The organism is Streptomyces sp. NPDC043952 (genome assembly GCF_056435325.1).
This window is the reverse complement of the sequence record NZ_JBWKES010000023.1, coordinates 62104-88016: the sequence shown is the minus strand read 5'-3', so window position 1 is coordinate 88016 and position 25913 is coordinate 62104. Positions and strand designations below refer to the sequence as shown.

Genomic DNA, 25913 nt, shown 5'->3' with positions numbered 1-25913 from the left:
CGGACAGACCAACGCGAAGACAGCCCAGCAGGGCGTCAGTCAGTGCCCGGGTCACAACCGCCGGAACCCGAGTATCAGCATCAATGTCAGTGCCGGGTGGCACTCTGGACGTATGCCGGAACTGCCCGAGGTGGAAGCGCTGACGGATTTCCTCACCGAGCACCTGGTGGGCCTGCGGGTGGCGCGGGTGCTGCCGGTCGCCGTCAGCGTGCTGAAGACGTACGACCCTCCCGTCACCGCCCTTGAGGGCGCCCGCGTCACCGGGGTGCGCAGGCACGGCAAGTTCCTGGACCTCGCGGCGGACGGCGGGCTGCACCTGGTGACGCATCTGGCGCGCGGCGGCTGGCTCCAGTGGAAGGACCGGCTGCCGGACGGACCGCCCAAGCCGGGCAAGGGCCCGCTCGCGCTGCGGGTGGCGCTGGAGACCGGCGAGGGCTTCGACCTCACCGAGGCCGGCACGCAAAAGCGCCTCGCGGTGTACGTGGTCCGCGATCCGGCGCAGGTGCCCGGCATCGCCCGCCTCGGCCCCGACCCGCTCGCCGCCGACTTCGACGAGGCACGCTTCGCCGCGCTCCTCAAGGGCGAGCGACGGCAGCTCAAGGGCGCCCTGCGGGACCAGTCCCTGATCGCGGGCGTCGGCAATGCCTACAGCGACGAGATCCTGCACGCCGCGAAGATGTCCCCCTTCAAGCTCGCCGCCTCCCTCACCCCGGAGGAGACCCACCACCTGTACGAGGCGCTGCGCGGCACGCTGACCGAGGCGGTCGAGCGGTCCCGTGGCGTGGCGGCGGGGCGTCTGAAGTCCGAGAAGAAGAGCGGCCTGCGGGTCCACGGCCGCACCGGCGAACCCTGCCCGGTCTGCGGCGACACCATCCGCGAGGTCTCCTTCAGCGACTCCTCCCTCCAGTACTGCCCCACCTGCCAGACCGGCGGCAAGCCCCTCGCGGACCGCAGACTGTCCCGCCTGCTGAAGTGAGGGGGCCGGGCGGCCGTCCCGAAAGCGGTCGGCGCGCCCCCGGCTTCAGCGCCTACGGCTTCAGCACCCCCGGCTTAAAGACCGTCGGCTTCAAAACCCCCGGTCTCAGAACAGATGGATCGCCAAGTGGCCGAGCGGCAGCCCCAGTTGCCACGCCGGGGTCCACACCTTCGGGCCGTCCTCGTCCTCGGACGGCGCGCCGCGGCCCGGTACCGCGTCCAGGTCGGTGGCCAGCAGTTCGGTCTCCTCCAGCCAGCGCCAGGCATCCTGGGCGAGGGCCAGATCGGGTGACGGAACACCGGCGGCCCGCGCGGTCAGGTCGGCCATGCGGGCGCGTACCCAGTCCTGCCACGGATGGTCGCAGGCGGTCAGCGACAGCCAGTTGTCCAGCTGGGAGATCACCCGGATGCCGGACAGCTCCCCCTCGGTGTCGGACAGGAAGACGGTCAGCGCCAGCGCGTCCCGGCCCGCCCGGAACTCGAAGGACGTCGGCGGCATCAGATCGCCGGTGCGCAGCAGCTCGTCGGCGATGTACTCGGCGTACAACCACGCCATGGGGACGACCAGTTCACCACCGCCGGCGCCGTCCGCGCCGTCGGTGCCCTCGTGACCTGTGTGCGGCATTTCCTTCCTGCCCTTCCTCCGGTGCGTACGGTCGCCCGATCCCCGGTGACCCGCCCTCGCCCGGAACACGGATGAGGACAGCCCATTGCCCAACGGGGCCCACAGCAAGGCGCTTTGCCGAGGTTTGACCTGGCTCCCGGTTTCAGTCCAGGTCGGCCGCGTCATCCGGCGGCTTTCCAAGGGGGTGCAGAGCACGTCGTATGCCCGGAGACCTCACGGTACCGGGCGGAATGGCGAGGGCGCGCGCCGCTCGCGCCCCACCGGTCCCACGGATGTACGCGAGGGCCGGCGCGTCACGGTGGCGGGGCGTGAGAGTCTTCACAGCCGTCCACGCGGGAGGGGCGATCCGGCCGTACCGGCGACCCGTCGGGGCACCGGATGGGTCAATGAGAGGACCCGCACCGTTTGGACGGAGAGTCGGCTTCATACCCATAGGCCCGTCACGGCAAGGTCGGTAAATACGACAGCCGTACTGACGTACCGACGCAGATCCGAGGGGTGAGCCGATGATCGGACGCAGACACCAGGTGGCCCTGGCCCTGACCGCCGTCCTCACGGCGGCGGCCGCCTGCGCCCAGCAGGTCCGCCAGGACCCCGTCCGCGGCGGCGCCGCCGGGCCGCCCGTGGCGCGCAGCTTCACCCTCGTCGCCACCGGCGACATCCTCACCCACCCCGCCGTCCTCGAACGCGCCTCCTCGGACGCCTCCGGCGGCGGCTACGACTTCCGGCCCATGCTCTTCGGCGTCGAACCCCTCGTCCACGGCGCCGATCTGGCGCTGTGCCACCTGGAGGACGGCGCCGGCGGCGCGGCCCCGCTGTTCCCGCCGCAGCTCGCCCAGGACCTCGCCCTGACCGGCTACGACGGCTGCGCCACCGCCTCCGAACACGCCCTGGACAACGGCGCCGACGGCATCCGGGGCACCCTGGACACCCTGGACGCGGCGGGCCTCGCGCACACCGGCACCGCCCGCAGCGCCGAGGAGTCCCGGCGCCCGGCCCGGTACCGGGCCGGTTCCGCCGAGGTCGCGCAGCTGTCGTACACCTTCGGCACCGAGCAGCCGCTGCCGGACGGGCAGCCCTGGGCGCTCGCGCCGGTCGACGCCGACCGGATCATCGGCGACGCCCGCGCCGCCCGCAAGGCCGGCGCCGACGTGGTCGTCGTCTCCCTGCACTGGGGCACGGGCGGCGACGACGCCCCCACCGAGGACCAGACCGCGCTCGCCCACCGGCTGACCGCCTCCGCCGACGGCCGGCGCCCGGACATCGACCTGATCCTCGGCTCCCACACCCATGTCCCGCAGCCGTACGAGAAGGTCAACGGCACCTGGGTGGTCTACGGCCTCGGCGACCAGATCCCCGGTGAACTGGACGGCGGCGACGGCTCCCGCGACCCGCGCGGCGACGAGTCCACCCTCGCCCGCTTCACCTTCGCCCCGCCCGCGCGCCCCGGCGAGCGCTGGCGGGTGACGCGGGCCGAGTTCGTGCCGCAGATGTACGACCTCGACGCCGGGCGCGTCGTCGACGTGGACCGGGCCGTCGCCGGTGGGGCCGACCTCGCCGGGGTCCGCGACCGGATCCGGGAGGTGGTACTCAGCCGGGGCGCCGCCGCCGACGGCCTGGTCATGGGGGAGTGATCAGCCGGTGTGCCGCTCGGCCAGCGCCGAACGCTTGTAGGAGTAGGTGAAGTAGACCAGGCAGCCGAGCGCGAACCACACCGCGAACCGCACCCAGGTCTGCCACTGGAGGAAGGTGATCAGCCAGACCGAGAAGACGACACCCAGCGCGGGCACGAACGGCACCCAGGGCGTGCGGAAGGCGCGCGGCAGGTCCGGGCGCCGCCTGCGCAGCACGATCACCGCCACGCACACCACCACGAACGCCAGCAGGATCCCGATGTTGGTCAGCTCGGCGGCCTCGCCGATCGGCAGGAACCCGGCGATGAGCGCGGAGGCCGCCCCGACGATCCAGGTCACCCGCGTCGGCACATGCCGCGTCGGATGCGTCCTGGCGAACCAGCGGGGCAGCAGCCCGTCCCGCGACATCGAGAACCACACACGGGTCACGCCCAGCATGAACGTGAACATCACGGTGAGGATGCCGATGATGGCGCCCACCGCAATCACGTCCGCGAGGGCGTCGAGGCCCACCGACTTGAACGCCGTGCTGAACCCGCTCTCCTTGTCGATGTGCTTGTAGTTCTGCATACCGGTCAGCACCAGGCAGGCCGCCACGTACAGCACCATGGCGATGATCAGCGAGTAGATGATCGCCCTCGGCATGTGCCGCTGCGCGTCCTTCGACTCCTCGGCGGCCGTCGACATCGCGTCGTAGCCGAACACCGCGAAGAACACCGTGGCCGCGCCCGTGAAGGCGCCGCCGATCCCGTAGGGGAAGAACGGGTGGTAGTTCGCCTTGTCGATGTGGAACACCCCGACCCCGATCACCAGCAGCACCACCAGCACCTTCACCGCGACCACGATCGTCTCGAAGCGGGCCGCGCTGCGGATGCCGAGGTTGAGCAGCCAGGCGATCAGCAGGCAGAGCAGCACCGCGAACAGGTCCACCCGGTGCCCGGCGCCGGTGCCGGGCGCGCCCATCATCCAGTGCGGCAGCTTCGCGCCCAGCTGTTCGACCAGGAAGCCGAAGTAGCCGGAGATGCCGATCGCGACCACCGCCACGATCGCCGTGTACTCCAGGAGCAGGTCCCAGCCGATGAACCAGCCCGCGAACTCGCCGAGCACCGCGTAGCCGTAGGTGTACGCCGAGCCCGCCTTCGGGATCAGCCCCGCGAACTCGGCGTACGACAGCGCCGCGCACGCGCTCGCCGCCCCGGCGATCAGGAAGGACACCAGCACCGCGGGCCCGGCCGTGCCGTTGGCGACCGTACCGGCGAGGGTGAAGATCCCGGCGCCGATGATGCCGCCGACGCCGATCGCGGTGAGCTGCCACAGCCCGAGGGACCGCTCCAGCCGGGGCCCCTCGCCGACCTCCGTGTCCTCGATGTGCTCGATGGGTTTGCGGCGGAGAATGCCCTCACCCGCGCGGAGTCTTGCCATACGCCTCACCTCTTCGCCGACGGCAAACGGCTGACGGCGGATCATGATGGCTCAGGGGCGCCGTGCTGGGAAGGCGCCACGCACGGCCCAGGCCGGGGTCCACGCACGCGAGGACGGGCGGGCGGGCGGCCGCTCGGCGAGATGGGCGCGCAGCGCGGCGAGCCCCGGATGCGCGTTCGCCGCCTGCCACACCAGGGAGTGCGGATAGACCGGTGTCGGGTCGGTGAGCGGGATCCGCCGCAGATCGTGGCCCTGCGGCCAGACCAGCCGGATGCCCTCGGCGACCAGCGTGGCCAGCGACGCGGAGTCCGCGACCGTGTCGAGCAGCGCCTCCGAGCCGAAGTCGGGGCCCACCGAGTCGATGCTGAGCCCGAACTCGGCGGCCAGCGCCGCGTAATAGGCGGCCCACTCGGTGCCGGCCACCAGGCCCGGCATCCAGATCCGGTGCCCCGCCAGCTGCGCCGGGGTCACCGAGCGGGCCCCGGCCAGCGGATGCCGCGGGCCGGTCAGCAGCTGCACCGGCTCGTCGAAGACCCGCGCCGCCCGCAGACCCTCGGGCAGCCGGGTGCCGACCGCCCGGAAGGTCGCGTCGATGGTGCCCGCGCGGACGGCGGCCACGGCCGTGTCCGCGTCGAACAGGGTCACCACGTCCAGGGCCGTCTCCGGATGCGCCCGGTGGAAGTCGCGCAGCAGCCCCGCCGGGCCGAGCCGGGCCCCGACCACGTCGACGCGCAGCGCCCGCCGGCCGGGCCGCACCGAGGCCGCGGCCCGCTCCTCGGCCAGCAGCAGCTCGCGGGCGTGCGGCAGGAACGCCTGCCCGTCGATGGTCGGCCGCGCCCCGCGCGCCGTCCGCGTGAACAGCGGTACCCCCAACTCCTTCTCCAGCGCCGCGATCCGCTTGGACACGGCCTGCTGGGTGATGCCGAGAACCGCCGACGCCTCCTGGAACTGCCCGGTGTCGGCCACGGCGACGAAGGTGCGTACGGCCTTGAGGTCCACCCCGTCATCGTAGCCACCGCCCGACGCCGTACAACCTCTGGTTGTGGCGGGTACCGCCCCGGTTGTTTGATACGCGGCCCACCTGGTGGTTTTCATGTCCCCGGTCAACGGGAGGTTGTGCATGAAGCTGGGTCGGCGGTTCGGGTGGCTGTGGGCCGCGTACACGGTGAGTGCGCTCGGCACCTATCTCGCCTTCGACGCGTTCTCGGTGATCGCGGTCATCGCGCTGCACGCCGGGCCCGCCGAGGTGGCCCTGCTCGCCGCCACCGGGCCCGCCGTGGGCGCCGTACTGGCGGTGCCGCTCGGCCCCTGGGTGGAGTTCCGGCGCAAGCGGCCGGTGATGATCGCCATGGACCTCGTCCGCTGCGCCGCGCTGCTGACCCTCCCCGCCGCCTACGCCCTCGGCGGCCTCGGCCTCGGCCAGCTGCTCGCCGTCTCCGTGATCGTCGCCGCCGCCGACATCACCTTCAACGCTGCCTCGGGCGCCTTCCTGAAGACGCTCCTGCCCGCCGGCCGGCTGCTCACCGCGAACGCCCGGTTCGAGTCCACGAACTGGACCGCCCTCGTCCTCGGACCGCCCCTGGGCGGCGCCGCGATCGGCCTGTTCGGACCCGTGACGACCGTCCTCGCGAACGCCGTCAGCTTCCTGCTGTCCGCCCTCGGCCTGCGGGCCGTCGGCGCCGGCGAGCCGGGCCCCGCAGCCGCCGGCACCGGACGCCTGCGCGCCGCCGACCTCGTCGAGGGCTGGCGGCACATCCTCACCAGCCCCGCCCTGCGGCCCCTGTTCCTCAACAACCTCGCCGCCAACGCCCTGATCATGGTCGCCGCACCCCAGCTGGCCGTCCTGATGCTCGGCCCGCTCGGCTTCACCCCCTGGCAGTACGGCCTCGCCTTCGCCGTGCCCTGCCTCGGCGGGCTCCTCGGCGCACGGCTGGCGCGCCCGCTGGTCGCCCGGTACGGACAGCAGGCGGTGCTGCGCGCCGCGAGCGCCCTGCGCGTCGTCTGGCCCGTGGGGCTGGCCTTCGTCCGGCCCGGAGTGCCCGGTCTGCTGCTGGTGATGGTCCTGGAGTTCGGGGTGATCACCTGCTCGGCCGTCTACAGCCCGGTGTACGCCACCCGCCGCCTGGAGCGCACCCCCGACGACCGGGTCGCCCGCACCCTGTCCGCCTGGTCGGTCTCCGGCAAGGCCACCACCGCCGCCCTGACCGCCCTGTGGGGGCTGCTGGCGGGCCTCACCGGCCCGCGCACCGCCATCGCCGCCGCCGGCGTCCTGCTGCTCGCCACCCCGCTGCTGCTCCTGCGCGAGCCCCGCGAGGCTACGGAACGACCGTCACCGGCCAGCGTCCCGCCTTCACCAGCCGCACCGCCACCGACCCGATGATCCGGTGCCCGGCCTGCTCCGAGGCGCCCACCACCACGGCGTCCGCCTTCAGCTGCTCGGCGGCCGTCACCAGTCCGGCGTAGGGGTCGCCGCGGAAGGTGTGGAACTCCCAGCGCACCTCGAATATCCCGCGGACCCGCTCGGCCGCCTCCCGGATCTGCGTCACCAGATCCTCGGCGATCTCGTCGGCGGTCTCCATCACCGGCGCCCCGAGCGCCGCCCCGGCCGCCAGCACCGGCTGCACGTACACCACCGCGAGCAGCGCGTGCTGCCGCCGGGCCAGACCGCCGGCGTACGCGGCGGCCCGCATCGAGGAGTCGGAGCCGTCCACCCCGACCAGGATCACCTTCGGCCCGTCCGTGCCCCGCTCGAACCGCTGGGCGTGCTCTTCGTGCTGCTCCGTCACGCCCCGAGGCTATCGGAACGGCCGCCTGCCGTGGACCGGCGGGACGCGCCCGGACCACACCTCGACGCGCGCATCCCCCGCCCCCCTCCCTACAGTCGGAACCATGACCGCCACCGCGGAGCCCGCCGCGCGCAGGGACGGTACGGGGGCGCGTCCCCCGCACGGCGGTGGGCGGCTTGGATGGGTGCCCGAGGCCTTCGGAGGGCTGTTCGCCGGGCTGGGGTTGCTGTGCGCGGCGATCGCCCTGATCGAGCCGTTGCGCCGGCTGCTGCGTCCGCTCGTCCGGGGCATCGACCTGCTGCTGGTCCCCATCAGCGCCAACCTCGCCTACGCGGTCTTCCTGTTCCTGCTGGCCGGGGCCACCGCCGCCCGCAAGAAGATCGCCTGGTGGCTGGTCGTCGTCTATCTCGGCCTGCTCGTCCTCACCGACGCGCTCGGTCTCGCCCTCGGCCTGTACGCCCAGTCGCTGCCCTCCCTGATCCCCTGCGGCCTGCTGCTGATCCTGCTGCTCGTCGCCCGCCGCGAGTTCTACGCCGCCTCCCGCCGCGGCGCGGTGTGGCGGGCCCTCGCCGTCCTGCTCGCCGGGCTCGCCGCCGCCATCCTGCTCGGCTGGGGCCTGGTCCTGCTGTTCCCGGGCACCCTGCCGGCCGACGAGCACCTGGCCTGGGCCGCCGACCGGGTCTGCGGCGGCCTGGTCTCCAGCAGCTCCTTCTCCGGACACCCGCCCCGCGAGGTCACCTTCGTGCTCGGCCTGCTCGGCGCCCTCGCCCTGCTCAACGCCGCCGCCGCGCTGTTCCGTTCACAGCGCCTGGAGGCCGCCCTGCACGGCGACGAGGAGGCCCGCATCCGCACCCTGCTCAAGGCGTACGGCGACCGCGACTCCCTCGGCTACTTCGCCACCCGCCGCGACAAGGCCGTCGTCTTCTCGCCCAGCGGCAAGGCCGCCGTCACCTACCGCGTCGAGGCCGGGGTGTGCCTGGCCAGCGGCGACCCGGTCGGCGACCCGGAGGCCTGGCCGCACGCCATCGCCGCCTGGCTGGACCTCGCCCGCCGCTACGCCTGGGCGCCCGCCGTGATGGGCGCCTCCGAGGACGGCGCCCGCGCCTACGCCCGCGCGGGGCTCGGCGCCCTCCAGCTCGGCGACGAGGCGATCCTGCACGTCGCCGGGTTCGACCTGGACGGCCGGGACATGCGCGTCACCCGGCAGGCCGTGCACCGGGTCCGCCGCACCGGCGCCACCTGCCGCATCCGCCGCCACGCCGCGCTCGGCGAACGGGAGATGGAGGAGATCGTCGACAAGGCGGACGCCTGGCGCGACACCGAGACCGAGCGCGGCTTCTCCATGGCCCTGGACCGGCTCGGCGACCCCGCCGACGGCGACTGCCTGCTCGTCGAGGCCTGCGGCGAGGACCGCCGGCTCCTCGCGCTGCTCTCCTTCGTGCCCTGGGGCACCGACGGCGTCTCCCTGGACCTGATGCGCCGCGACCGCGCCGCGCCCAACGGCGTGGTGGAGTTCATGGTCGCCGAACTGTGCGAGGCCGCACCCAAGTTGGGCATCCGCAGGATCTCCCTGAACTTCGCCGTCTTCCGCTCCGTCTTCGAGGAGGGCGCCCGCATCGGCGCCGGGCCCGTCCTGCGGCTGTGGCGCCGAATGCTGCTGTTCTTCTCCCGCTGGTGGCAGCTGGAGGCCCTGTACCGCTCCAACGCCAAGTACCACCCCGAGTGGTACCCGCGCTTCATCTGCTACGGCGAGACCGCCTCCCTCGCCCGCATCGGCCTGGCCTCCGGCATCGCCGAGGGCTTCGTCTCCGTACCCTCGCTGCGCACCCTGTGGAGGAAGGGGCACCGCGCGAGTGGCCCGCGGCCGGCGCCCCCGGCCCCGCAGCTCGCGCCCGCGACCGCCCCCGGCACCGGCGCCGCGCCCGCCGCACCGGACGCGGGCCTGCCCGACCAGGTCCGGGTCCGCCGCCGGACGCTGGACCGGCTGCGCGCCCAGGGCACCGACCCCTACCCCGTCGGCGTCCGCCCCCCGACCCACGCCCTCGCCGACGTCCCGCCCGGCGAGCAGGTCACCGTCGCCGGGCGGATCATGCTCGTCCGCGACCTCGGCGGCATCGTCTTCGCCGTGCTGCGCGACTGGTCCGGCGACCACCAGATCGCCCTCACCCGCGACCGCTGCGGCCCCGCGCTGCGCCGCTTCACCGCCGACGCCGACATCGGCGACCACATCACCGTCACCGGCGAGAGCGGCCTCAGCGACCGGGGTGAGCCCACCGTCTTCGCCACCGCCTGGCAGCTCACCGGCAAGTGCCTGCGCCCGCTGCCCGACAAGCGCCGGGGCCTGACCGACCCGGAGGCCAGGGTCCGGCTGCGCCACCTCGACCTGGTCACCCGGCCCGCCGCCCGCGCCGTGCTGCGCGCCCGCTCCGCCGCCGTGGGAGCCCTGCGCCAAGGGCTGCTGAGCCGCGGCTACGTCGAGGTCGAGACCCCGGTGCTCCAGCAGATCCACGGCGGCGCCAACGCCCGCCCCTTCACCACCCACAGCAACGCCTACGACCTCGACCTGTATCTGCGCATCGCCCCCGAGCTGTACCTCAAACGCCTGTGCGTCGGCGGCCTGGAGAAGGTCTTCGAACTCGGCCGCACCTTCCGCAACGAGGGCGCCTCACCCAAGCACAACCCCGAGTTCACCATGCTGGAGGCGTACCAGGCGTACGCCGACTACGACGTGATGCTCGACCTCGCCCGCGAACTGATCCAGGGCGCCGCCGTCGCCGCCCACGGCGCCCCGGTGGCCCGCAGGGGCAGCGAGGAGTACGACATCTCCGGGCGCTGGCCGGTGCAGACCGTGTACGGCGCCCTGTCCGAGGCGCTCGGCGAGGAGATCGGCCCCGGCACCGAACTGCTGCGCCTGCACCGGCTGTGCGACCGCGCCTCGGTGCCGTACACGGCGGACGACGGACCCGCCGACGTCGTCCTGGAGATGTACGAGCGGCTGGTCGAGGCGCGCACCCGACTCCCCACCTTCTACAAGGACTTCCCGACCGCCGTCTCCCCGCTGACCCGGCAGCACCGCGCCGACCCCCGGCTCGCCGAACGCTGGGACCTCGTCGCCTTCGGCATGGAACTGGGCACCGCCTACTCCGAGTTGACCGACCCGGTCGAACAACGCCGCAGGCTCACCGAGCAGTCGCTGCGGGCGGCCGGCGGGGACCCGGAGGCCATGGAGCTGGACGAGGACTTCCTCCAGGCCCTCGACTACGCGATGCCCCCGACCGGCGGCCTCGGCCTCGGCGTCGACCGGCTCGTCATGTTCCTCACCGGCCTCCCGATCCGGGAGACCCTGCCGTTCCCGCTGGTGCGCCGCCGCTGAGCCGCGGCCACGGACCCATCCGGCGCCCGCCCCGGCCGCCCGCCCCGGCCGCCGGCACCGGGGCGGGCGAGGCCGCCGGGCCAACTCGCCTGGCGGCCCTGCCCGTTGCCGTGCCGGCCGAAAGACCGCAAGAGCCGCCTCCGGCGGGTTCCACGCGGGCGCCCCCGGTCGCTCCCGCTGGTCCGACCGGGTGGAAATACCGCCCGCATGCCGCGCCGTTGCGGTGCGCCGACGCCTTGTGGGGCGACTGATGAGTCATGCAGAAAGATCAGTTGTTCACACGCCGTCGCCTGCTCCTCGCCGGTGCCGCCGCCCTGGGCGCCGCGGGCACGGCGGGACTCGTCGTGGCGCAGGACGGCGAGGAGGCCGTACGGGCCGCCGCCCCCGCCCCCGCGCCCGTCCCCGGACCCCAGGCCCGTCAGGCGCCCCTGAAGTCCTCCGCCTTCCGGCTCCGGCCGCTCACCGGGGGCGGCCCGCCGCGCTCCGCGCCGCGCAAGCTGAAGGTGCGCACCGAACCGATTTTCCGGATCTCCGAACGCGGCCGGCAGATGATGCTGACCTTCGACGACGGCCCCAACCCCGATTACACCCCGCACATCCTGGACACCCTCGCCAAGCACGGCGTACGCGCGATGTTCTTCCTGTGCGGCGAGTGCGTCGAGGCCAACCCGCACCTGGTGGCCCGGATGGCGGAGGAGGGCCATGTCGTCGGCAATCACACCTGGACGCATCCCCTGCTGACCACCCTCGACCGCTCGGAGATCAAGTCCGAGATGGAGCGCACCAGCCACATCATCGAGAAGACCTACGGCGAGCTGCCGCAGTGGTTCCGCGCCCCCTACGGCGCCTGGAACAAGGCCGCCTTCCAGCTCGGCGCCGAGATGGGCATGGAGCCGATGGCCTGGACGATCGACACCACCGACTGGGACACGCCCGGCACCGACGTCATCATCGACCGGGTGGAGAGCGGCGCCGCGCCGGGCGTGGTGATCCTCTCGCACGACGCCGGGGGCGACCGTTCGCAGACCGTGGCGGCCATCCAGGTGTGGCTGCCCTATCTGCTCGACAGCGGATACCGCCTCACGGTGCCGAACCGGCGCGTCTGAGCCCCGCCCGACTGCCCGCCGGGCCGCGGTGGTTCAGGCGACCGCGACCAGGCGGGCGAAGACGACGACATTGCCGTCGTAGCCGTTCTGCTTGGAGAAACCGCCCCCGCAGGTGATCACCCGCAGCTCCGGGGCGCCCTTCGAGCCGTACACCCGGTCGCCGGGGAACTGGGCCTTGGAGAAGACCTCGACGCCGTAGACCTCGAACACCGCGGTCCTGCCGTCCTTGCGCAGGACCTCGACGCGGTTGCCCTTCTTCAGGGCCCCGAGGCCGTAGAACACGGCGGGGCCCTGCTGGTTGTCGACATGGCCGACGATGACCGAGGTGCCCTTCTCGCCGGGGGAGACCGCACCGGTGAACCAGCCCGCCAGATCGGGGTCTTCGGGTGGCGGCGCGCTCACCGCGCCGGTCTGGTCGAGGCCCACGGGCGTGACCGGCGCGTCCACATGGATCGCCGGGATGCGCACCCGGTCCGCCGCGGAGAACGTCAGCGGCACGGGCGCGGTGGGCAGCGGGCTCTGCGGGGCGCGGGTGTCCGGGGCCGCCGCCGAGGCGGGCTGCGGCGGGCCGACGTCGAACTCGCCCGAGCCGTTGCGGATGAGGGCCAGACCGGAGAGCAGCAGCAGCGCCATCACGCCCCACGGGGCGCGCCGCCGCCGTCGTTCGGCGTCGTCCTCGTCCTCCTCGGCGAGCCGGGGCGGCTGGTACAGCCGGGGCGCGGACATGCGCCGTCCCCTCTCGAACCGTCGGTCGTCCGCTGCGTTGCGCATGGGAAAAAGCTAAGTCCCGCGCGCACGAGCGGCGACGGGCCGAGTGGCGAACGGGTGGCCCCGCACCCTCGTGGTGCGCCATCCGAGTTGCCGTTCCCAGGAATTTTCTGACGGTCCGTGACCTGCGGCTATATCGGATTGTCAGGTTGTCGTGCGGAGTGTCGGATCACCAGGACGGAGCATTCTCGACATGCGGGCGTGTTCCGTTCACCCGAGGGTCTTGGCTGGGAGGTGCTTTCTCGCCGATCGACCGGGGACGGGCCCCGGGGTGCCTTCCGCGGAGGATCACATGCGAAACCAACGCGCCCTGGCGGCCGCGTGCACCGCGGTGGCCGTGCTCGGGCTCGCCGCTCCCGTGGCCGTCGCGGACGGCATGGGCAACGGGGCCGGCACCACGGGAGGCACGGGCACCGGCTCGGGCACCATCGTCGGCCCGGGCACCGGCGTCGGCAACTTCGGGAACGGCACCGCCGGAATCGGCGGCGTGGGAGGGAATGCCGGAATCGGTGGCGGGGGCGGCGGGGGCGGAAACCCCGGCAATGGCGGCGGGGGCGGCGGAGGCGGAAACTTCGGGAACGGAATCGGAAACGGAGGCGGGAACAGGGGCGGGAACTTCGGGAACGGGAACGCCAACTTCGGGAACGGCAACGGGAATTTCAACGGGAACGGCGGCTTCAGCGGGAACGGCCGTTTCGAGGGTCATTTCAACGGCACCATCAGCGGCAACGGCCGGATCAGCAGCAACGGCAGGGGCGACGACTTCGGCAGAGGGGACGACTTCGGCCGGGGTGACGAATTCGGGCCCGGCGACAACGGGCTCGGCGGCGACAACGGGCTGCGCGGCATCGTCGTCGCCCCGAGCGTGGTCGCGGCCGGGGGCCGGCTGACGGTCACCGTGCAGGGCTGCCGGCGCGGCGGCGAGATGGCCTCCCGCGCCTTCCGCACCGCCCCGCTGACGCCGTTCCGCGACGACACCGCGCGCGGCGTCGTCTACGTCAACCGCAACGCCCGTGCGGGCCGGTACGACCTCTCCGTGCGTTGCGACGGCCGCACCATCACCCGGCCCCGTGCCTTCACGGTGATCGGCGGGGTCAACGGCGGGCTCGGCGGCAGCAGGACCAGCGGCGCGACGACCGCGGACATGGCCATCGGCGGCGGTCTGGTCGGCGTGGCCCTGATCGGCTGCGGGGCCTACTGGCTGCGCCGCAGGGGCGAGCGGCGCGCCTGAGCCTGAGTCCGACGGGGCCCGTAGGGGAAGACCCGGACGGGAGGACCCGGACGGGAGGACCCGGACGGGAGAACCCGGAGAACGCCCGGACCGGCGGCCACTGTGCGCGGGCCGCCGGTCCGGGGCTTCACCCTCCGGGCATCACGAGCTGTCCGGACCGGTCAGCTCGTGATGCCCGGAAACAGATTCAGGAACGGTTCCGCGGTCACCGCGATGCCCCGGCTGTAGGGGGCGTCCAGGTCCCAGATCAGGAACAGCATGAACGCGATGGTCGCGGAGAACAGCCCGGCCAGGATCAACTCCCGCCGGGTGCGCCGGATCTGGAGCGCGAACACCATGCCGACGGTGATCACCGCACCGGTGAGCAGCCCCCACCACACCACCGACGGCATGGTGGCGCCCGTGGAGTCCGCGCGCGCGTTGCGCGCCTGGTCCGCGGCGGCCATCTGGTCCAGCAGCGGCTGGTACGCCTGTGCCTCGAAGTCGTTCTTCGGCTGGTAGTCGGTGACGTCCGCGCGGACCTTCTGGAGCAGCGCGGTCCCGTGGTCGGTGACGCGCTCCTGCCGCGCCATCGTGGGCCACTCGGTGTGCACGACATAGCTGACATAGGAGTTGACATCGGCCCGGATGAGGTCCCGTGTCTGGGGCGGGTAGACCCGCACCCGCTCCGAGATCTCGTGCAGTGCCTGCGCCTCGGACTGCGCGTAGTTCTGGGCCGAGTCACGCGCCTCCCACACGCCCGCGATGGCCAGACCCAGGACGATCGCGTAGACGACGCCGATCCACATCGTCATGTACTCGATGACGTCCGGGGTCTCGCTGGGGTCCTCGTCCTCGGGTGCCCGCCGGTGCCGTACGAAGGTCACGAGGACCACCACGACACAGGCCCCGAGCATCCCGAGGACGAGAACAAGCCAATCCGACAACGGTTTACCTCCAGAGGTGAGCGGCCCGGCGGGTCAGCGCGGGCGCAGGGCCACGACGGCGACGATTGCGGGTACGGCGATGAGCAGGACGTAGGTGACGGGCGCGGTGTGGCCCGGCGCGGGCCGGGCGGCCGGATGCGGGTGGTACGCCGGGAAGCTCACCGGCGCCAGCGCAGGCCGCGGCGCGGGTTTCGGCTTCGCCACGGGCTTCGGCGCCGGTACGGGCTTCGGCGCGGGCGGGGGAGCGGGGGTGGGCGTCGGCCGGGGCGCGCGGACGGGCGGCGCGGGCTTCGGCGTGGGCCGCGGTCCGGGCGCGGGCGGCGGAGGCGGGGTCGGCGTCGGAGTGGGCGTAGGGGTGGGTGTCGGGGTCGGGGTCGGCGGCGGGGTGGGCGGGCACGTCGGCGGGGGCGGCGGTGGTGGGCAGTGCCGGTGCGGCGGCCGGTGGTGGCGCGGGGGAGCGGGCCAGTGGTGACGGCCGCCGGAGAGGGTCACCGAGACGCCCCCCGCGGCGACCGAGGCACCGTCCGCCGAGGCCCGGGGACCGTCGGCGGCGCCCGCGCCGGCACCGGCGAACGCCCCCCGCGTACCGCCCCGGAAGGCGTAGGCACCGCCCGCGAAGGCCGGCGTACCGCCCCCCGAGACCGACACCGAGACATCGCCCGCCGAGGCCACCGCCACCGTGCCGTCCGGCCCCGTGGAGGCGTACGCGCAGGCGTCGGCCGACGCGTGGCCGACCGGGCAGCCCGTCAGCGCGCAGGCCAGCGCAAGCAGGGCCAACACCCGTGGAGCGGGCGCGCGTCGGGTCACGTGGAGTCCATGCACCCGAGGATCATGGGTCGCGCGGAGCGGCCGGAACCCCTACTGCGGCGGTATTGGTCCGAAGGAGGGATAAAGCCGATCAGCGGTTTGACGATCGGATGAGTCCGACATGGCCGAAAAGGCACTGCCGTTCGACCCCCGGACCGCGCGACGGCGCCGCCGGGCCGTCAAACGCGGGGCCCCTCGGGATGTCACTCGTCCCGACGGTGTGCGGTGGACCGCGGTCGACGCGATCCGCGGCCCCAAAAGGTCACCGAGCGGGGTCGGTTGGGCACTTCCCGCAGGCAGTGACCGGGAACGGATGGTCAATTTCCGGTTCAGGTCGCTCCTTTGGCGGGCGATCAGTAGCCTCAGCTCGAACACCGGATCGCCTACGTCCACATCCCCGCCTTGGAGCGATAATGGAGCGTCCCGCCTGGGCCCCACGCAGCATCGACATCTCGGTGCCGAGCGTCTCGCGCATCTACGACTACTACCTGGGCGGTTCGCACAACTTCGAGGTCGACCGGCAGGCCGCCCGCAAGGCCATGGACTTCATGCCGGGGCTGCCCAAGACGATGCAGGCCAACCGGGCTTTCCTGCGCCGGGCCGTACGCTTCGCCGGCCAGGAGGGCATCACCCAGTTCCTGGACATCGGCTCCGGAATCCCGACGTACGGCAACGTCCACGAGGTGGCCCAGGCCGCCGTCCCCGGCGCGCATGTCGTCTACGTCGACCACGACCCGGTCGCCGTCGCGCACAGCCAGGCCGTGCTCGCGGGCAACGAGAACGCGGACGTGGCCGCGGCGGATCTGCGCAAGCCGCAGAAGATCCTCGCCAGCCCCGAAGTCGAGCGGCTGATCGACCTGAACCGGCCAGTCGCCCTCCTCCTCGTTGCCATACTGCATTTCGTGGAAGACGCGGACGACCCCTACGGTGCGGTTGCCGAGCTGCGCGAGGCGCTCGCGCCCGGCAGCATGCTGATCCTCACCCATGCCTCGTACGAGGGAATCCCCGTGTCCGCGGAGCGGGCCGAGGGTGCGGTGGACGTATACAAGGACATTCGCAACCCGCTGATCATGCGCTCGCGCGACGAGGTCGCGCGGTTCTTCGAGGGGTACGACATGGTGGAACCCGGACTGGTGCCGATGCCGCTCTGGCGCCCGGAATCCGCGCCGGAGGACGAAGATCCGTTCGCCTTCGCCGGATACGCCGGCGTGGGGCGTACGGCGTGAACGCGGAACCGGACGGCCCGGAGGACAGACTGCGCCGGCTGACGACGATCTGGAGCCGGGCGCTGTACCCGGTGACCTCGACGTCGCTCACCCGCGCCGAGTTCGAGGAACAACTCCTGCCGCTCGGGCGCCGGTTGAGCGAACTGCTGCGGACCCGCAGCTTCGACGCGGAGGCGGCGAAGGCGGTGGGCGCCGCCCTGGTCGAGGCGCACTGCACCGACCCCGAGGCGCTCGCGCGCACCCTGGACTGCGTGGACGCCTACCTGGTGCTCTACTGCGGCGGGGACGGCCCGCAGGACGAACTGCGCATGCGTTCCTCGCGGTTGCAGCACGCGATGGCCGCGGGCTACGCGCACGCGCTGCGCCGCCGTACCCTCGCCGAGCAAGAGGCCATCGCCCAGGCCGCGTTGCGTGCCCAGGGCGTGGTGGCGCAGGCGCTGCACGCGAGCGAGGCCAGGTTCCGCGCGGTCTTCGAGGGCGCCGCCATAGGGATCGGCATCGCCGACCTGGACGGCCACATCCTCCAGGTCAACGAGGCGCTGCTGCGCATGTTCGGGCTCACCCAGCAGTCGCTGCGCGGGCGGCGGGTGCAGGACTGGACCCACCCCGACGACGCCCCGCAGACCTGGCGGCTCTACGACGAACTGGTCCGCGGCGAGCGCGAGCACTACCACCTGGAGAAGGCCTTCAACCGGCCCGACGGCACGGTGCTGTGGACCAACCTCACGGTCTCCCTGCTGCGCGACGCCGACGGCAGCCCGCAGTACCAGCTCGCGCTCATGGAGGACACCACCGAGCGCCGGCTGCTCAACCTGCGGCTGCGGTACGAGGCGACGCACGACGCGCTCACCGGCCTGCCCAACCGCACGCTGTTCTTCGAGCGGCTGGAGAAGGTCCTCGCCGCCGGGGACGGCCAGCGCTTCGGGCTGTGCTACCTCGACCTGGACGGCTTCAAGACGATCAACGACAGCCTCGGCCACGCGGCCGGCGACCGGCTCCTGGTGGAGGTCGCCGACCGCCTCCAGTCCTGTGCGACCGCGCCCGGCGAGATGGTCGCCCGGCTCGGCGGCGACGAGTTCGTGGCGCTGACCACCGGACCCGGCACCGAGCGCACCGTGGACGAGCTGGCCGAGCGCATCATGAACGCGCTGGTCACCCCGATCAGCATCGACGGCCGGGACCTGCTGGTGCGCGGCAGCCTCGGCATCGTGGAGGGCCCGGCGGGCGAACGCACGGCCGCCGAGGTGCTGCGCAGCGCGGACATCACCATGTACCGGGCCAAGTCGGCGGGCGGCAACCGCTTCGAGCTGGCCGACCCGGAGGCGGACGCCCGCGCCATCACCCGGCACGGCCTGACCACGGCACTGCCCGCGGCCCTGGAGCGCGGCGAGTTCTTCATCGAGTACCAGCCGCTGGTGCACCTCGGCGACGGCAGTGTGCGCGGCGCCGAGGCGCTGGTGCGCTGGCTGCACCCGCAGCACGGCGTGCTCGGCCCGGACCGCTTCATCCCGCTCGCCGAGCACACCGGGCTGATCGTGCCGCTCGGCCGCTGGGTCCTGGAGGAGTCGATCCGGCAGGCCCGCGCCTGGCGGGAGCGGCACGGCGGCCAGGACGCCGGGCCGCTGCGGATCAACGTCAACCTGTCGCCGTGCCAGCTCAGCCACCCCGGTCTGGTCCAGGACACGGTGGACATCCTCGAACGCGCGGGCGTCACCCCCGACGCCCTGTGCCTGGAGGTCACCGAGTCCGCGCTCATCGGCGCCGACGACGATCTGCTCAAACCCCTTCGCAGGCTCGCCGAGATGGGCGTGGACATCGCCCTGGACGACTTCGGCACCGGCTACTCCAACCTGGCCAACCTGCGCCGCCTCCCCGTGAGCGTCCTCAAACTGGACCGCTCCTTCACCCAGGGCATGCAGCAGTTCCCCGCCGACCCCGTGGACCTGAAGATCGTCGAGGGCATCGTCACCCTCGCCCACAGCCTCGACCTCGCCGTCACCGTCGAGGGCGTGGAAACCGGCGCCCAGGCCGAACAACTCCGCGTCCTGGGCTGCGACACGGCCCAGGGCTGGTACTACGCCCGCCCCGGCCCACCGGAGCGGCTGCATGATCTGGCGTTGGCGGACGCGACGGGATGAGCGGGCCGGGGCCTGGCCCCGCCCGCTCAGGAGCGCGGGGCCGTATCGGTATGCGGCTCCGCCGCATGGGCGCGATCAATCACAATGCGCCCGCACCCGGCAACGGCGCTCAATGAGGCAGACGCGTTTCCGCACAAAGTCCCTCACCGCTCCAGCAGCATCCGCTGAAGCTCCCGCGCCGCCCTCGGCGGATCCACGTCACTGCGATGCGCCAACGCGATCACCCGATCCAGTCCCGGCCGGGCGAGCGGAGTGACGCGCAACCCCAAGCCCGCCCTGGTCGCGACCATCCGGGGTACGACCGCCACCCCCAACCCCGCCCGCACGAACCCCAGCACCGCGTCCATCTCGCCCCCCTCGACCGCGAACTCCGGCTCGAACCCGGCGGAGCGGCACGCCGCGACGGTCAGCTCCCGCAGGTCGTATCCGTGCCGGAACATCACCAGACGCTCCCGCTCCAGGTCGGCGATGTGCACCACCCGCCCGCCCCGGCCGGGCGCCGGCGCGTCCGGGGAGGAGACGACGACCAGGTCCTCGCGCAGCACCTCCCGTGTGGTCAGCGCGGGCGACGGCGACGGCAGCGGCAGCACGATCAGCGCGAGGTCCAGCGCGCCGCGGGCCAGCTCCCGCACCAGGTCGTGCGAGCCGCCCTCCTCGATCATCAGCCGGATGCCCGGATAGCGGTCGTGGAAGGCGCGCAGCACATCCGGCAGCAGGCCCGTGCACAGGCTCGGCGTCGCACCGAGCCGCACCCGGCCGCGTCGTAGCTGTACCAGCTCCTGCACTTCCTGCCGCGCGGTGTCCGCGTCCGCGAGGATCCGCCGGGCCAGCGGCAGCAGCGCCTCGCCCGCGTCGGTGAGCGTGATGTTGCCCCGCGCGCGCAGGAACAGATCCGCGCCCAGCTCCCGCTCCAGCGCCTTGATCTGCTGCGACAGCGACGGCTGGGCCACATGCACCAGCTCGGCGGCACGGGTGAAGTGCCGGGTCTCGGCGACGGCCACGAAATACTGGAGCTGCTGAAGCTGCATACAGCAACGATAGGCCGTTCCTATGGAAACGAGCCGCACCATGTCTTGGACCGATCGGGACGTCCGGCCCTAGCGTGCTGTTCCATGGCTCTGGCAACGCGGACGGACCGACGGCCGTCCATGGCGCGCACGATGTGGGACTCCTCCGTCGGCAAGAAGACGGTGATGGCCGTCAGCGGTCTGATCATGCTGCTCTACCTGGTGGCGCACATGATCGGAAACCTGAAGATCTACTTCGGGGCGGGCGAGTTCAACCACTACGCCCACTGGCTGCGCACCATCGGCGAACCCTTCATGCACTACGAGTGGACGCTCTGGCTCATCCGGGTCGTCCTCGTCGTCGCCGTGGTCGCCCACGCCACCTCCGCGTACCAGCTCAGCCGCCGCGACATCAAGGCGCGGCCCAGCAAGTACGTCCACTCCAAGCCCCGAGCGAGCTACGCCACCCGCACCATGCGCTGGGGCGGGATCATCCTCGGCCTGTTCATCGTCTGGCACATCCTGGACCTGACCACCGGCACCGTGCACTCCGGCGGCTTCCAGCCCGGCCACCCGTACCAGAACGTCGTGGACACCTTCTCCACCTGGTACGGCGACGTGATCTACATCGTCGCGATGCTCGCGCTCGGCCTGCACATCCGGCACGGCTTCTGGAGCGCCGCCCAGACCCTCGGCGTCGGCAGCCGCGCCCGCGACCGCGCCCTGAAGACCGCCGCCAACGTCCTCGCGCTGCTGCTCACGGCCGGCTTCATCGCCGTACCCGTGGGCGTCATGACCGGAGTGGTGAACTGACATGACCGACTACGTGAACTACACGACCGGCGAACCCATCGCCGACACCAAGGCCCCCGCCGGCCCGATCCACGAGCGCTGGGACACCCGCCGCTTCGAGGCCAAGCTGGTCAACCCCGCCAACCGGCGCAAGCACACGGTCATCGTGGTCGGCACCGGCCTGGCCGGCGGCTCCGCGGGCGCCACCCTGGCCGAACAGGGCTACCACGTCGTCCAGTTCTGCTACCAGGACTCCCCGCGCCGCGCCCACTCCATCGCCGCGCAGGGCGGCATCAACGCCGCGAAGAACTACCGCAACGACGGCGACTCGGTCCACCGGCTGTTCTACGACACCGTCAAGGGCGGCGACTTCCGCGCCCGCGAGTCCAACGTCGCCCGCCTGGCACAGATCTCGGTGCAGATCATCGACCAGTGCGTGGCACAGGGCGTGCCCTTCGCCCGCGAGTACGGCGGTCTGCTCGACACCCGCTCCTTCGGCGGCGTCCAGGTCTCCCGCACCTTCTACGCCCGCGGCCAGACGGGCCAGCAACTGCTGCTCGGCGCCTACCAGGCCCTCAGCCGGCAGATCGCCGCCGGCAACGTGGAGATGCACCCGCGCACCGAGATGCTGGACCTGATCGTCGTGGCCGGGCGGGCGCGCGGCATCGTGGCCCGCGACCTGATCACGGGCCGTATCGACACGTACTTCGCGGACGCGGTCGTACTCGCCTCCGGCGGCTACGGCAACGTCTTCTACCTGTCGACCAACGCCATGAACTCCAACGCGACCGCGATCTGGCGGGCGCACCGGCGCGGCGCCTACTTCGCCAACCCCTGCTTCACCCAAATCCACCCGACGTGCATCCCGCGCACCGGCGAGCACCAGTCCAAGCTCACCCTGATGAGCGAGTCGCTGCGCAACGACGGCCGGATCTGGGTGCCCAGGGCCAAGGGCGACGACCGCCCGCCGAACCGGATCCCCGAGGAGGAGCGCGACTACTACCTGGAGCGCATCTACCCCTCCTTCGGCAACCTGGTCCCGCGCGACATCGCCTCCCGTGCCGCGAAGAACGTCTGCGACGAGGGCCGGGGCGTCGGCCCCGGCGGCCAGGGCGTCTACCTGGACTTCGCCGACGCGATCCGGCGGATGGGCCGGGCGGCCGTGGAAGCCAAGTACGGCAACCTCTTCGACATGTACCAGCGGATCACCGACGAGGATCCGTACGAGGTGCCGATGCGCATCTACCCGGCCGTGCACTACACGATGGGCGGACTGTGGGTCGACTACGACCTCCAGACGACGATCCCCGGCCTGTTCGCCATCGGCGAGGCCAACTTCTCCGACCACGGCGCGAACCGCCTCGGCGCCTCCGCCCTGATGCAGGGCCTCGCCGACGGCTACTTCGTGCTCCCGGCCACCATCAACGACTACCTGGCCCGCAACCCCCACCAGGACCCGGTCACCCCCGAACACCTCGTCGTACAAGAGGTTTTGGCGGAGACCGAGGACCGGCTCAACCTGCTGCTCGCCGTCGGCGGCGACCGCACCCCGGACTCCTTCCACCGCGAACTGGGCGAAGTCATGTGGGAGTTCTGCGGCATGGCCCGCACCGACGAGGGCCTGCGCAAGGCCCTGGAACGCATTCCGCAGATCCGCGAGGAGTTCTGGCGGCGCATCAAGGTCCCCGGCACCGGTGAGGAGTTCAACCAGTCGCTGGAGAAGGCCAACCGCATCGTCGACTACCTGGAACTCGCCGAACTCATGTGCCTCGACGCCCTGCACCGCGCCGAGTCCTGCGGCGGCCACTTCCGCGAGGAGTCCCAGACCCCGGACGGCGAAGCCGCCCGCCGGGACGAGGAGTTCGCCTACGCGGCCGCCTGGGAGTTCGCCGGTACGGGCTCCGCTCCCGTCCTGCACAAGGAAGACCTCGTCTTCGAGTACGTCCACCCCACCCAGCGGAGCTACGCATGAAGCTCACCCTGCGCGTCTGGCGGCAGAAGAACGCCGACGCCGACGGCACGATGTCCACGTACGAGGTGGACGGCATCTCGCCCGACATGTCCTTCCTGGAGATGCTGGACGTCCTCAACGAGCAGCTCATCCTCTCCGGCGAGGACCCGGTCGCCTTCGACCACGACTGCCGCGAGGGCATCTGCGGCGCCTGCTCCCTGGTGATCAACGGCGACGCGCACGGGCCCGAGCGCACCACCACCTGCCAGCTGCACATGCGGTCCTTCGAGGACGGCGACACCATCGACATCGAGCCGTGGCGGGCCGCCGCGTTCCCGGTGATCAAGGACCTGGTGGTCGACCGCTCCGCGTTCGACCGGATCATCCAGGCCGGCGGCTACGTCACCGCACCGACCGGGTCCGCGCCCGAGGCACATGCCACGCCGGTGCCGAAGGCCGACGCCGACTTCGCGTTCGAGCACGCCGAGTGCATCGGCTGCGGGGCCTGCGTGGCGGCGTGCCCCAACGGCGCGGCGATGCTGTTCACCTCGGCCAAGATCAACCATCTGAACGTGCTGCCGCAGGGCGCTCCCGAGCGGGAGACGCGGGTCCTCGACATGGTGGCGCAGATGGACGACGAGGGCTTCGGCGGCTGCACGCTGGCGGGGGAGTGCGCCACCGCCTGCCCCAAGGGCATTCCGCTGATGTCCATCACCAGCATGAACCGGGAGTGGCTGCGGGCCACCCGGAAGGCGGGCAAGCGGTAGCCGCCGCAGGGGGACGCCGCGGCGCCGCGCCGGAGTGCCGGGCCGCGGTGGCCGTTCGCGCAGTTCCCCGCGCCCCCGCGGGGCGCGTCACAGACCGTTCGCCGGTGAAGGCGGGCGGGCGGGGCCGGGAGATGGTGCTCACCCGGCCCCGTCTGGTCTTTCCCGGTCCGGTACCTTCCGCTCATGATCACCTGCCGGTGCGAGGCCGCTGTGCGGGCCGCCGTTCCCGGCCGTTCAGCATCCCCACATCCGCTCTCCCGGCATCCGTCACGCGCCGGCCAACCGGCGTCGGAAGAACAGGAACGGCGGGCCGCAGACCACCGGCCCGCCGCCGCTGCCGCCGAACCGGCCCCGTGACCAGGAGAGAGCCATGACCGGCGTTCCCACCCTCGACCGTCCTCCGGGGCCCTTGGCGCCCGCCCGCTACACCGTCGCGCTCGCCCGCGACGAGGACGACGTGCGGGCCGCGCAGCGGCTGCGGCACGACGTCTTCGCCGGGGAGATGGGCGCCGTACTCGCCACCCCGCGGCCGGGCCACGACATCGACGCCTTCGACGCCCACTGCGACCACCTGCTGGTCCGCGACACCGCGAGCGGACAGGTCGTCGGCACCTACCGGCTGCTGCCGCCCGAGCGGGCCGCGGCGGCCGGACGGCTGTACTCCGAGGGCGAGTTCACGATCGACGCGCTCGACCCGATCCGGCCCGGCCTGGTCGAGGTCGGCCGCTCCTGTGTGCACCCCGACCACCGCGACGGCGCGGTCATCGGCCTGATCTGGGCCGGCATAGCCCGCTACATGACCGACCGCGGCCACGAGTGGCTGGCCGGCTGCTGCTCGATACCGCTCGCCGACGGCGGCGCCCTCGCCACCGCCACCTGGGACCGGGTGCGCGCCAAGCACCTGGCGCCCGAGGAGTTCCGGGTACGACCGCGCACGCCCTGGACGCCGAACCCCGAGACCCCCGCCGGGCGCACCGAACTGCCCGCCCTGCTCCGCGGCTACCTGCGCCTGGGCGCCTGGGTGTGCGGGGAGCCCGCGCACGACCCGGACTTCGGGGTCGCCGACCTGTACGTGCTGCTGTCGATGCGCCGGGTCAACCCGCGCTACCTGCGGCACTTCCTCTCCCTCGTGCCGGCCCGATGAGCGTCTGGCTGCCCACCGCGCCCTGCACCCCGGACGCCTGTGTGGAACCGGCGCCCGCCACCGTCGCCGTACCGCGGGCCGTGCTGCGGCTGGCCGCCGTCGCCGTCCTGCTGCTCGCCGGGATCGCGCTGTCCCCGTTCGGCCGGTGGATCCCGGCCGAGTGGATCGGGCGCTGGTGCCGGGCCGTCGTACGGGCCATCGGGGTACGGGCCCGCATCACCGGCCCCGCCGCGCCGGACGGCGGGCTGCTGCTGGTCGCCAACCACGTGTCCTGGCTGGACATCCCGCTGCTGACCGCCGTACGGCCGGCCAGGATGCTCGGCAAGACCGAGATACGGCGCTGGCCGGTGGCGGGCGCGCTGGCCGCGCGGGGCGGCACGCTGTTCATCGAGCGGGACCGGCTGCGCGCCCTGCCCGGCACGGTGGAGGTGATCGCCGGCGTCCTGCGCGCCGGCTCCGCCGTGGCCGCCTTCCCGGAGGGCAGCACCTGGTGCGGGCGCGCCCACGGCCGCTTCCACCGGGCCGTCTTCCAGGCGGCGCTGGACGCGGGCGTGCCCGTGCAGCCGGTCTGCCTGCGGTACCGGCTCCAGGACGGGGGTACGGGCACCCCCGCGGCCTTCGTCGGCGAGGACACCCTGCTCGCCTCCCTGTGGCGGGTGGCCCGCACCCGCGGCCTCGTCGCCGAGGCCGAGGTGCGCCCGCTGATCCCCCCGCACACCCACCCCGACCGCCGCGCCCTCGCCACCGTGGCCCAGCCGATCACCCCCGCCCCCACCTGGACCCACGCGGCCCTGGTCAACGACCACCGCACCACCACCCGCCCCCTCGCCCAGACCCCGGCGGCCCGCGAGGGGATGACCCGTGCGGGGTGACCTGCGCGGGGGGATCCGGAGGGACTGGTCGGGAGGGGATGCGCCGGAGGGGGATCCGGTGGGGATGACCCGGAGGGGGGTGACCAGGAGGGGATGGCCCGGACGGATTGATCCGGTGGGGATGGCCCGGAGGGGCTTATCCGGTGGGGCCGTCCGTGAGGGGATGGCCCGGACGGGTTGATCCGGTGGGGATGGACAGTAAGGGGTGATCCGGAGGGGGTGACCAATAAGGGATGATCCGGAGGGGGTGACCAGTAAGGGGTGATCCGGAGGGGGTGGTCCCTAGGGCATGACCAGGCAGGGGCCACCCGGAGGGGGCGGGTGCCCCTCAGGGCGTGGCCAGGGCGGTGATGCCCCAGGGGA

The 25913-nt window shown here is 72.8% G+C and carries 21 protein-coding genes; 13 read left to right on the top strand and 8 right to left on the bottom strand.

Going from position 1 to position 25913, the window contains the following annotated elements:
* Positions 1–112 precede the first annotated feature (112 nt).
* A complete protein-coding gene (locus AC069R_RS24285; protein WP_478768915.1) occupies positions 113–976 on the top strand; it encodes an Fpg/Nei family DNA glycosylase in 864 nt (287 codons plus the stop codon).
* A 105-nt stretch (positions 977–1081) separates the two neighbouring features.
* Here AC069R_RS24285 and AC069R_RS24280 read toward each other — a convergent pair whose 3' ends face one another.
* Complete coding sequence (locus tag AC069R_RS24280) at positions 1082–1600, bottom strand: hypothetical protein (protein WP_478768914.1); 519 nt, start codon at positions 1598–1600, stop codon at positions 1082–1084.
* A gap of 506 nt (positions 1601–2106) precedes the next feature.
* Between AC069R_RS24280 and AC069R_RS24275 the strand changes: the two genes are divergently transcribed.
* Positions 2107–3234 (top strand): CapA family protein, encoded by a 1128-nt coding sequence (locus tag AC069R_RS24275; RefSeq protein ID WP_478768913.1) that lies wholly within the window; start codon positions 2107–2109, stop codon positions 3232–3234.
* Here the strand turns inward: AC069R_RS24275 and AC069R_RS24270 are convergent, their stop codons facing one another.
* A complete protein-coding gene (locus AC069R_RS24270; protein WP_478768912.1) occupies positions 3235–4656 on the bottom strand; it encodes an amino acid permease in 1422 nt (473 codons plus the stop codon).
* 51 nt (positions 4657–4707) lie between these two features.
* Positions 4708–5655: a LysR family transcriptional regulator gene (locus AC069R_RS24265; RefSeq protein WP_478768911.1), complete on the bottom strand. Its 948-nt coding sequence runs from the start codon at positions 5653–5655 to the stop codon at positions 4708–4710.
* Positions 5656–5776: 121 nt separating this feature from the next.
* On the opposite strand from AC069R_RS24265, the gene AC069R_RS24260 reads away from it, so the two are divergent.
* Positions 5777–7036 carry an MFS transporter gene (locus tag AC069R_RS24260; RefSeq protein WP_478768910.1) on the top strand — a complete coding sequence of 420 codons (1260 nt, stop codon included), beginning with the start codon at positions 5777–5779 and terminating at the stop codon, positions 7034–7036.
* Here AC069R_RS24260 and AC069R_RS24255 read toward each other — a convergent pair.
* Entirely contained in the window at positions 6972–7442 is a 471-nt protein-coding gene (locus AC069R_RS24255) for a universal stress protein (RefSeq protein ID WP_397982767.1), read from the bottom strand. The two genes, AC069R_RS24260 and AC069R_RS24255, sit on opposite strands and share 65 nt — an antisense overlap.
* A 103-nt stretch (positions 7443–7545) precedes the next feature.
* On the opposite strand from AC069R_RS24255, the gene lysX reads away from it, so the two are divergent.
* The gene (gene lysX, locus AC069R_RS24250; RefSeq protein WP_478768909.1) at positions 7546–10815 is read left to right on the top strand and encodes a bifunctional lysylphosphatidylglycerol synthetase/lysine--tRNA ligase LysX; all 3270 of its coding nucleotides are present in this window, start codon (positions 7546–7548) and stop codon (positions 10813–10815) included.
* Positions 10816–11072: 257 nt separating this feature from the next.
* Positions 11073–11921: a polysaccharide deacetylase family protein gene (locus AC069R_RS24245; RefSeq protein ID WP_478768908.1), complete on the top strand. Its 849-nt coding sequence runs from the start codon at positions 11073–11075 to the stop codon at positions 11919–11921.
* 33 nt (positions 11922–11954) lie between these two features.
* On the opposite strand, the gene AC069R_RS24240 is transcribed toward AC069R_RS24245, so the two are convergent.
* Positions 11955–12647 (bottom strand): class F sortase, encoded by a 693-nt coding sequence (locus AC069R_RS24240; RefSeq protein WP_478768917.1) that lies wholly within the window; start codon positions 12645–12647, stop codon positions 11955–11957.
* 334 nt (positions 12648–12981) lie between these two features.
* Between AC069R_RS24240 and AC069R_RS24235 the strand changes: the two genes are divergently transcribed.
* The gene (locus tag AC069R_RS24235; protein ID WP_478768907.1) at positions 12982–13920 is read left to right on the top strand and encodes a hypothetical protein; all 939 of its coding nucleotides are present in this window, start codon (positions 12982–12984) and stop codon (positions 13918–13920) included.
* A 161-nt stretch (positions 13921–14081) separates the two neighbouring features.
* Here AC069R_RS24235 and AC069R_RS24230 read toward each other — a convergent pair whose 3' ends face one another.
* Positions 14082–14846, bottom strand: a complete 765-nt coding sequence (locus AC069R_RS24230; RefSeq protein WP_478768906.1) for a bestrophin-like domain — start codon at positions 14844–14846, stop codon at positions 14082–14084.
* Positions 14847–14879: 33 nt separating this feature from the next.
* The gene (locus AC069R_RS24225) at positions 14880–15626 is read right to left on the bottom strand and encodes a hypothetical protein (RefSeq protein ID WP_478768905.1); all 747 of its coding nucleotides are present in this window, start codon (positions 15624–15626) and stop codon (positions 14880–14882) included.
* Positions 15627–16066: 440 nt separating this feature from the next.
* Here AC069R_RS24225 and AC069R_RS24220 point away from each other — a divergent pair, with 440 nt between their 5' ends.
* Positions 16067–16879 carry an SAM-dependent methyltransferase gene (locus tag AC069R_RS24220; RefSeq protein WP_478768904.1) on the top strand — a complete coding sequence of 271 codons (813 nt, stop codon included), beginning with the start codon at positions 16067–16069 and terminating at the stop codon, positions 16877–16879.
* Entirely contained in the window at positions 16876–19017 is a 2142-nt protein-coding gene (locus AC069R_RS24215) for a putative bifunctional diguanylate cyclase/phosphodiesterase (protein WP_478768903.1), read from the top strand. The genes AC069R_RS24220 and AC069R_RS24215 overlap by 4 nt, the downstream gene beginning before the upstream one ends.
* A gap of 143 nt (positions 19018–19160) precedes the next feature.
* Here the strand turns inward: AC069R_RS24215 and AC069R_RS24210 are convergent, their stop codons facing one another.
* Positions 19161–20045 (bottom strand): LysR family transcriptional regulator, encoded by an 885-nt coding sequence (locus tag AC069R_RS24210; protein WP_478768902.1) that lies wholly within the window; start codon positions 20043–20045, stop codon positions 19161–19163.
* A gap of 120 nt (positions 20046–20165) precedes the next feature.
* On the opposite strand from AC069R_RS24210, the gene AC069R_RS24205 reads away from it, so the two are divergent.
* The 5 genes from AC069R_RS24205 to AC069R_RS24185 all read left to right on the top strand — a co-directional run bounded on the left by AC069R_RS24205 (position 20166) and on the right by AC069R_RS24185 (position 25550).
* Positions 20166–20837 (top strand): succinate dehydrogenase, encoded by a 672-nt coding sequence (locus AC069R_RS24205; protein ID WP_478768916.1) that lies wholly within the window; start codon positions 20166–20168, stop codon positions 20835–20837.
* Between the two features lies 1 nt (position 20838).
* Positions 20839–22788, top strand: a complete 1950-nt coding sequence (locus AC069R_RS24200) for a fumarate reductase/succinate dehydrogenase flavoprotein subunit (RefSeq protein ID WP_478768901.1) — start codon at positions 20839–20841, stop codon at positions 22786–22788.
* On the top strand, positions 22785–23534 hold the full coding sequence (locus AC069R_RS24195) for a succinate dehydrogenase/fumarate reductase iron-sulfur subunit (RefSeq protein ID WP_478768900.1): 750 nt from the start codon (positions 22785–22787) through the stop codon (positions 23532–23534). Before AC069R_RS24200 ends, AC069R_RS24195 begins: the two co-directional genes overlap by 4 nt.
* A 370-nt stretch (positions 23535–23904) precedes the next feature.
* Positions 23905–24678: a GNAT family N-acetyltransferase gene (locus AC069R_RS24190; RefSeq protein WP_478768899.1), complete on the top strand. Its 774-nt coding sequence runs from the start codon at positions 23905–23907 to the stop codon at positions 24676–24678.
* Entirely contained in the window at positions 24675–25550 is an 876-nt protein-coding gene (locus AC069R_RS24185) for a lysophospholipid acyltransferase family protein (protein ID WP_478768898.1), read from the top strand. Before AC069R_RS24190 ends, AC069R_RS24185 begins: the two co-directional genes overlap by 4 nt.
* Positions 25551–25913 lie beyond the last annotated feature (363 nt).

Coding starts and splice junctions, on each gene's coding strand:
- AC069R_RS24285 (WP_478768915.1), top strand. CDS start 113: ATGCCGGAACTGCCCGAGGTGGAAGCGCTGACGGATTTCCTCACCGAG.
- AC069R_RS24280 (WP_478768914.1), bottom strand. CDS start 1,600: ATGCCGCACACAGGTCACGAGGGCACCGACGGCGCGGACGGCGCCGGC.
- AC069R_RS24275 (WP_478768913.1), top strand. CDS start 2,107: ATGATCGGACGCAGACACCAGGTGGCCCTGGCCCTGACCGCCGTCCTC.
- AC069R_RS24270 (WP_478768912.1), bottom strand. CDS start 4,656: ATGGCAAGACTCCGCGCGGGTGAGGGCATTCTCCGCCGCAAACCCATC.
- AC069R_RS24260 (WP_478768910.1), top strand. CDS start 5,777: ATGAAGCTGGGTCGGCGGTTCGGGTGGCTGTGGGCCGCGTACACGGTG.
- lysX (WP_478768909.1), top strand. CDS start 7,546: ATGACCGCCACCGCGGAGCCCGCCGCGCGCAGGGACGGTACGGGGGCG.
- AC069R_RS24245 (WP_478768908.1), top strand. CDS start 11,073: ATGCAGAAAGATCAGTTGTTCACACGCCGTCGCCTGCTCCTCGCCGGT.
- AC069R_RS24240 (WP_478768917.1), bottom strand. CDS start 12,647: ATGTCCGCGCCCCGGCTGTACCAGCCGCCCCGGCTCGCCGAGGAGGAC.
- AC069R_RS24235 (WP_478768907.1), top strand. CDS start 12,982: ATGCGAAACCAACGCGCCCTGGCGGCCGCGTGCACCGCGGTGGCCGTG.
- AC069R_RS24220 (WP_478768904.1), top strand. CDS start 16,067: ATGGAGCGTCCCGCCTGGGCCCCACGCAGCATCGACATCTCGGTGCCG.
- AC069R_RS24210 (WP_478768902.1), bottom strand. CDS start 20,045: ATGCAGCTTCAGCAGCTCCAGTATTTCGTGGCCGTCGCCGAGACCCGG.
- AC069R_RS24205 (WP_478768916.1), top strand. CDS start 20,166: ATGGCGCGCACGATGTGGGACTCCTCCGTCGGCAAGAAGACGGTGATG.
- AC069R_RS24200 (WP_478768901.1), top strand. CDS start 20,839: ATGACCGACTACGTGAACTACACGACCGGCGAACCCATCGCCGACACC.
- AC069R_RS24195 (WP_478768900.1), top strand. CDS start 22,785: ATGAAGCTCACCCTGCGCGTCTGGCGGCAGAAGAACGCCGACGCCGAC.
- AC069R_RS24190 (WP_478768899.1), top strand. CDS start 23,905: ATGACCGGCGTTCCCACCCTCGACCGTCCTCCGGGGCCCTTGGCGCCC.
- AC069R_RS24185 (WP_478768898.1), top strand. CDS start 24,675: ATGAGCGTCTGGCTGCCCACCGCGCCCTGCACCCCGGACGCCTGTGTG.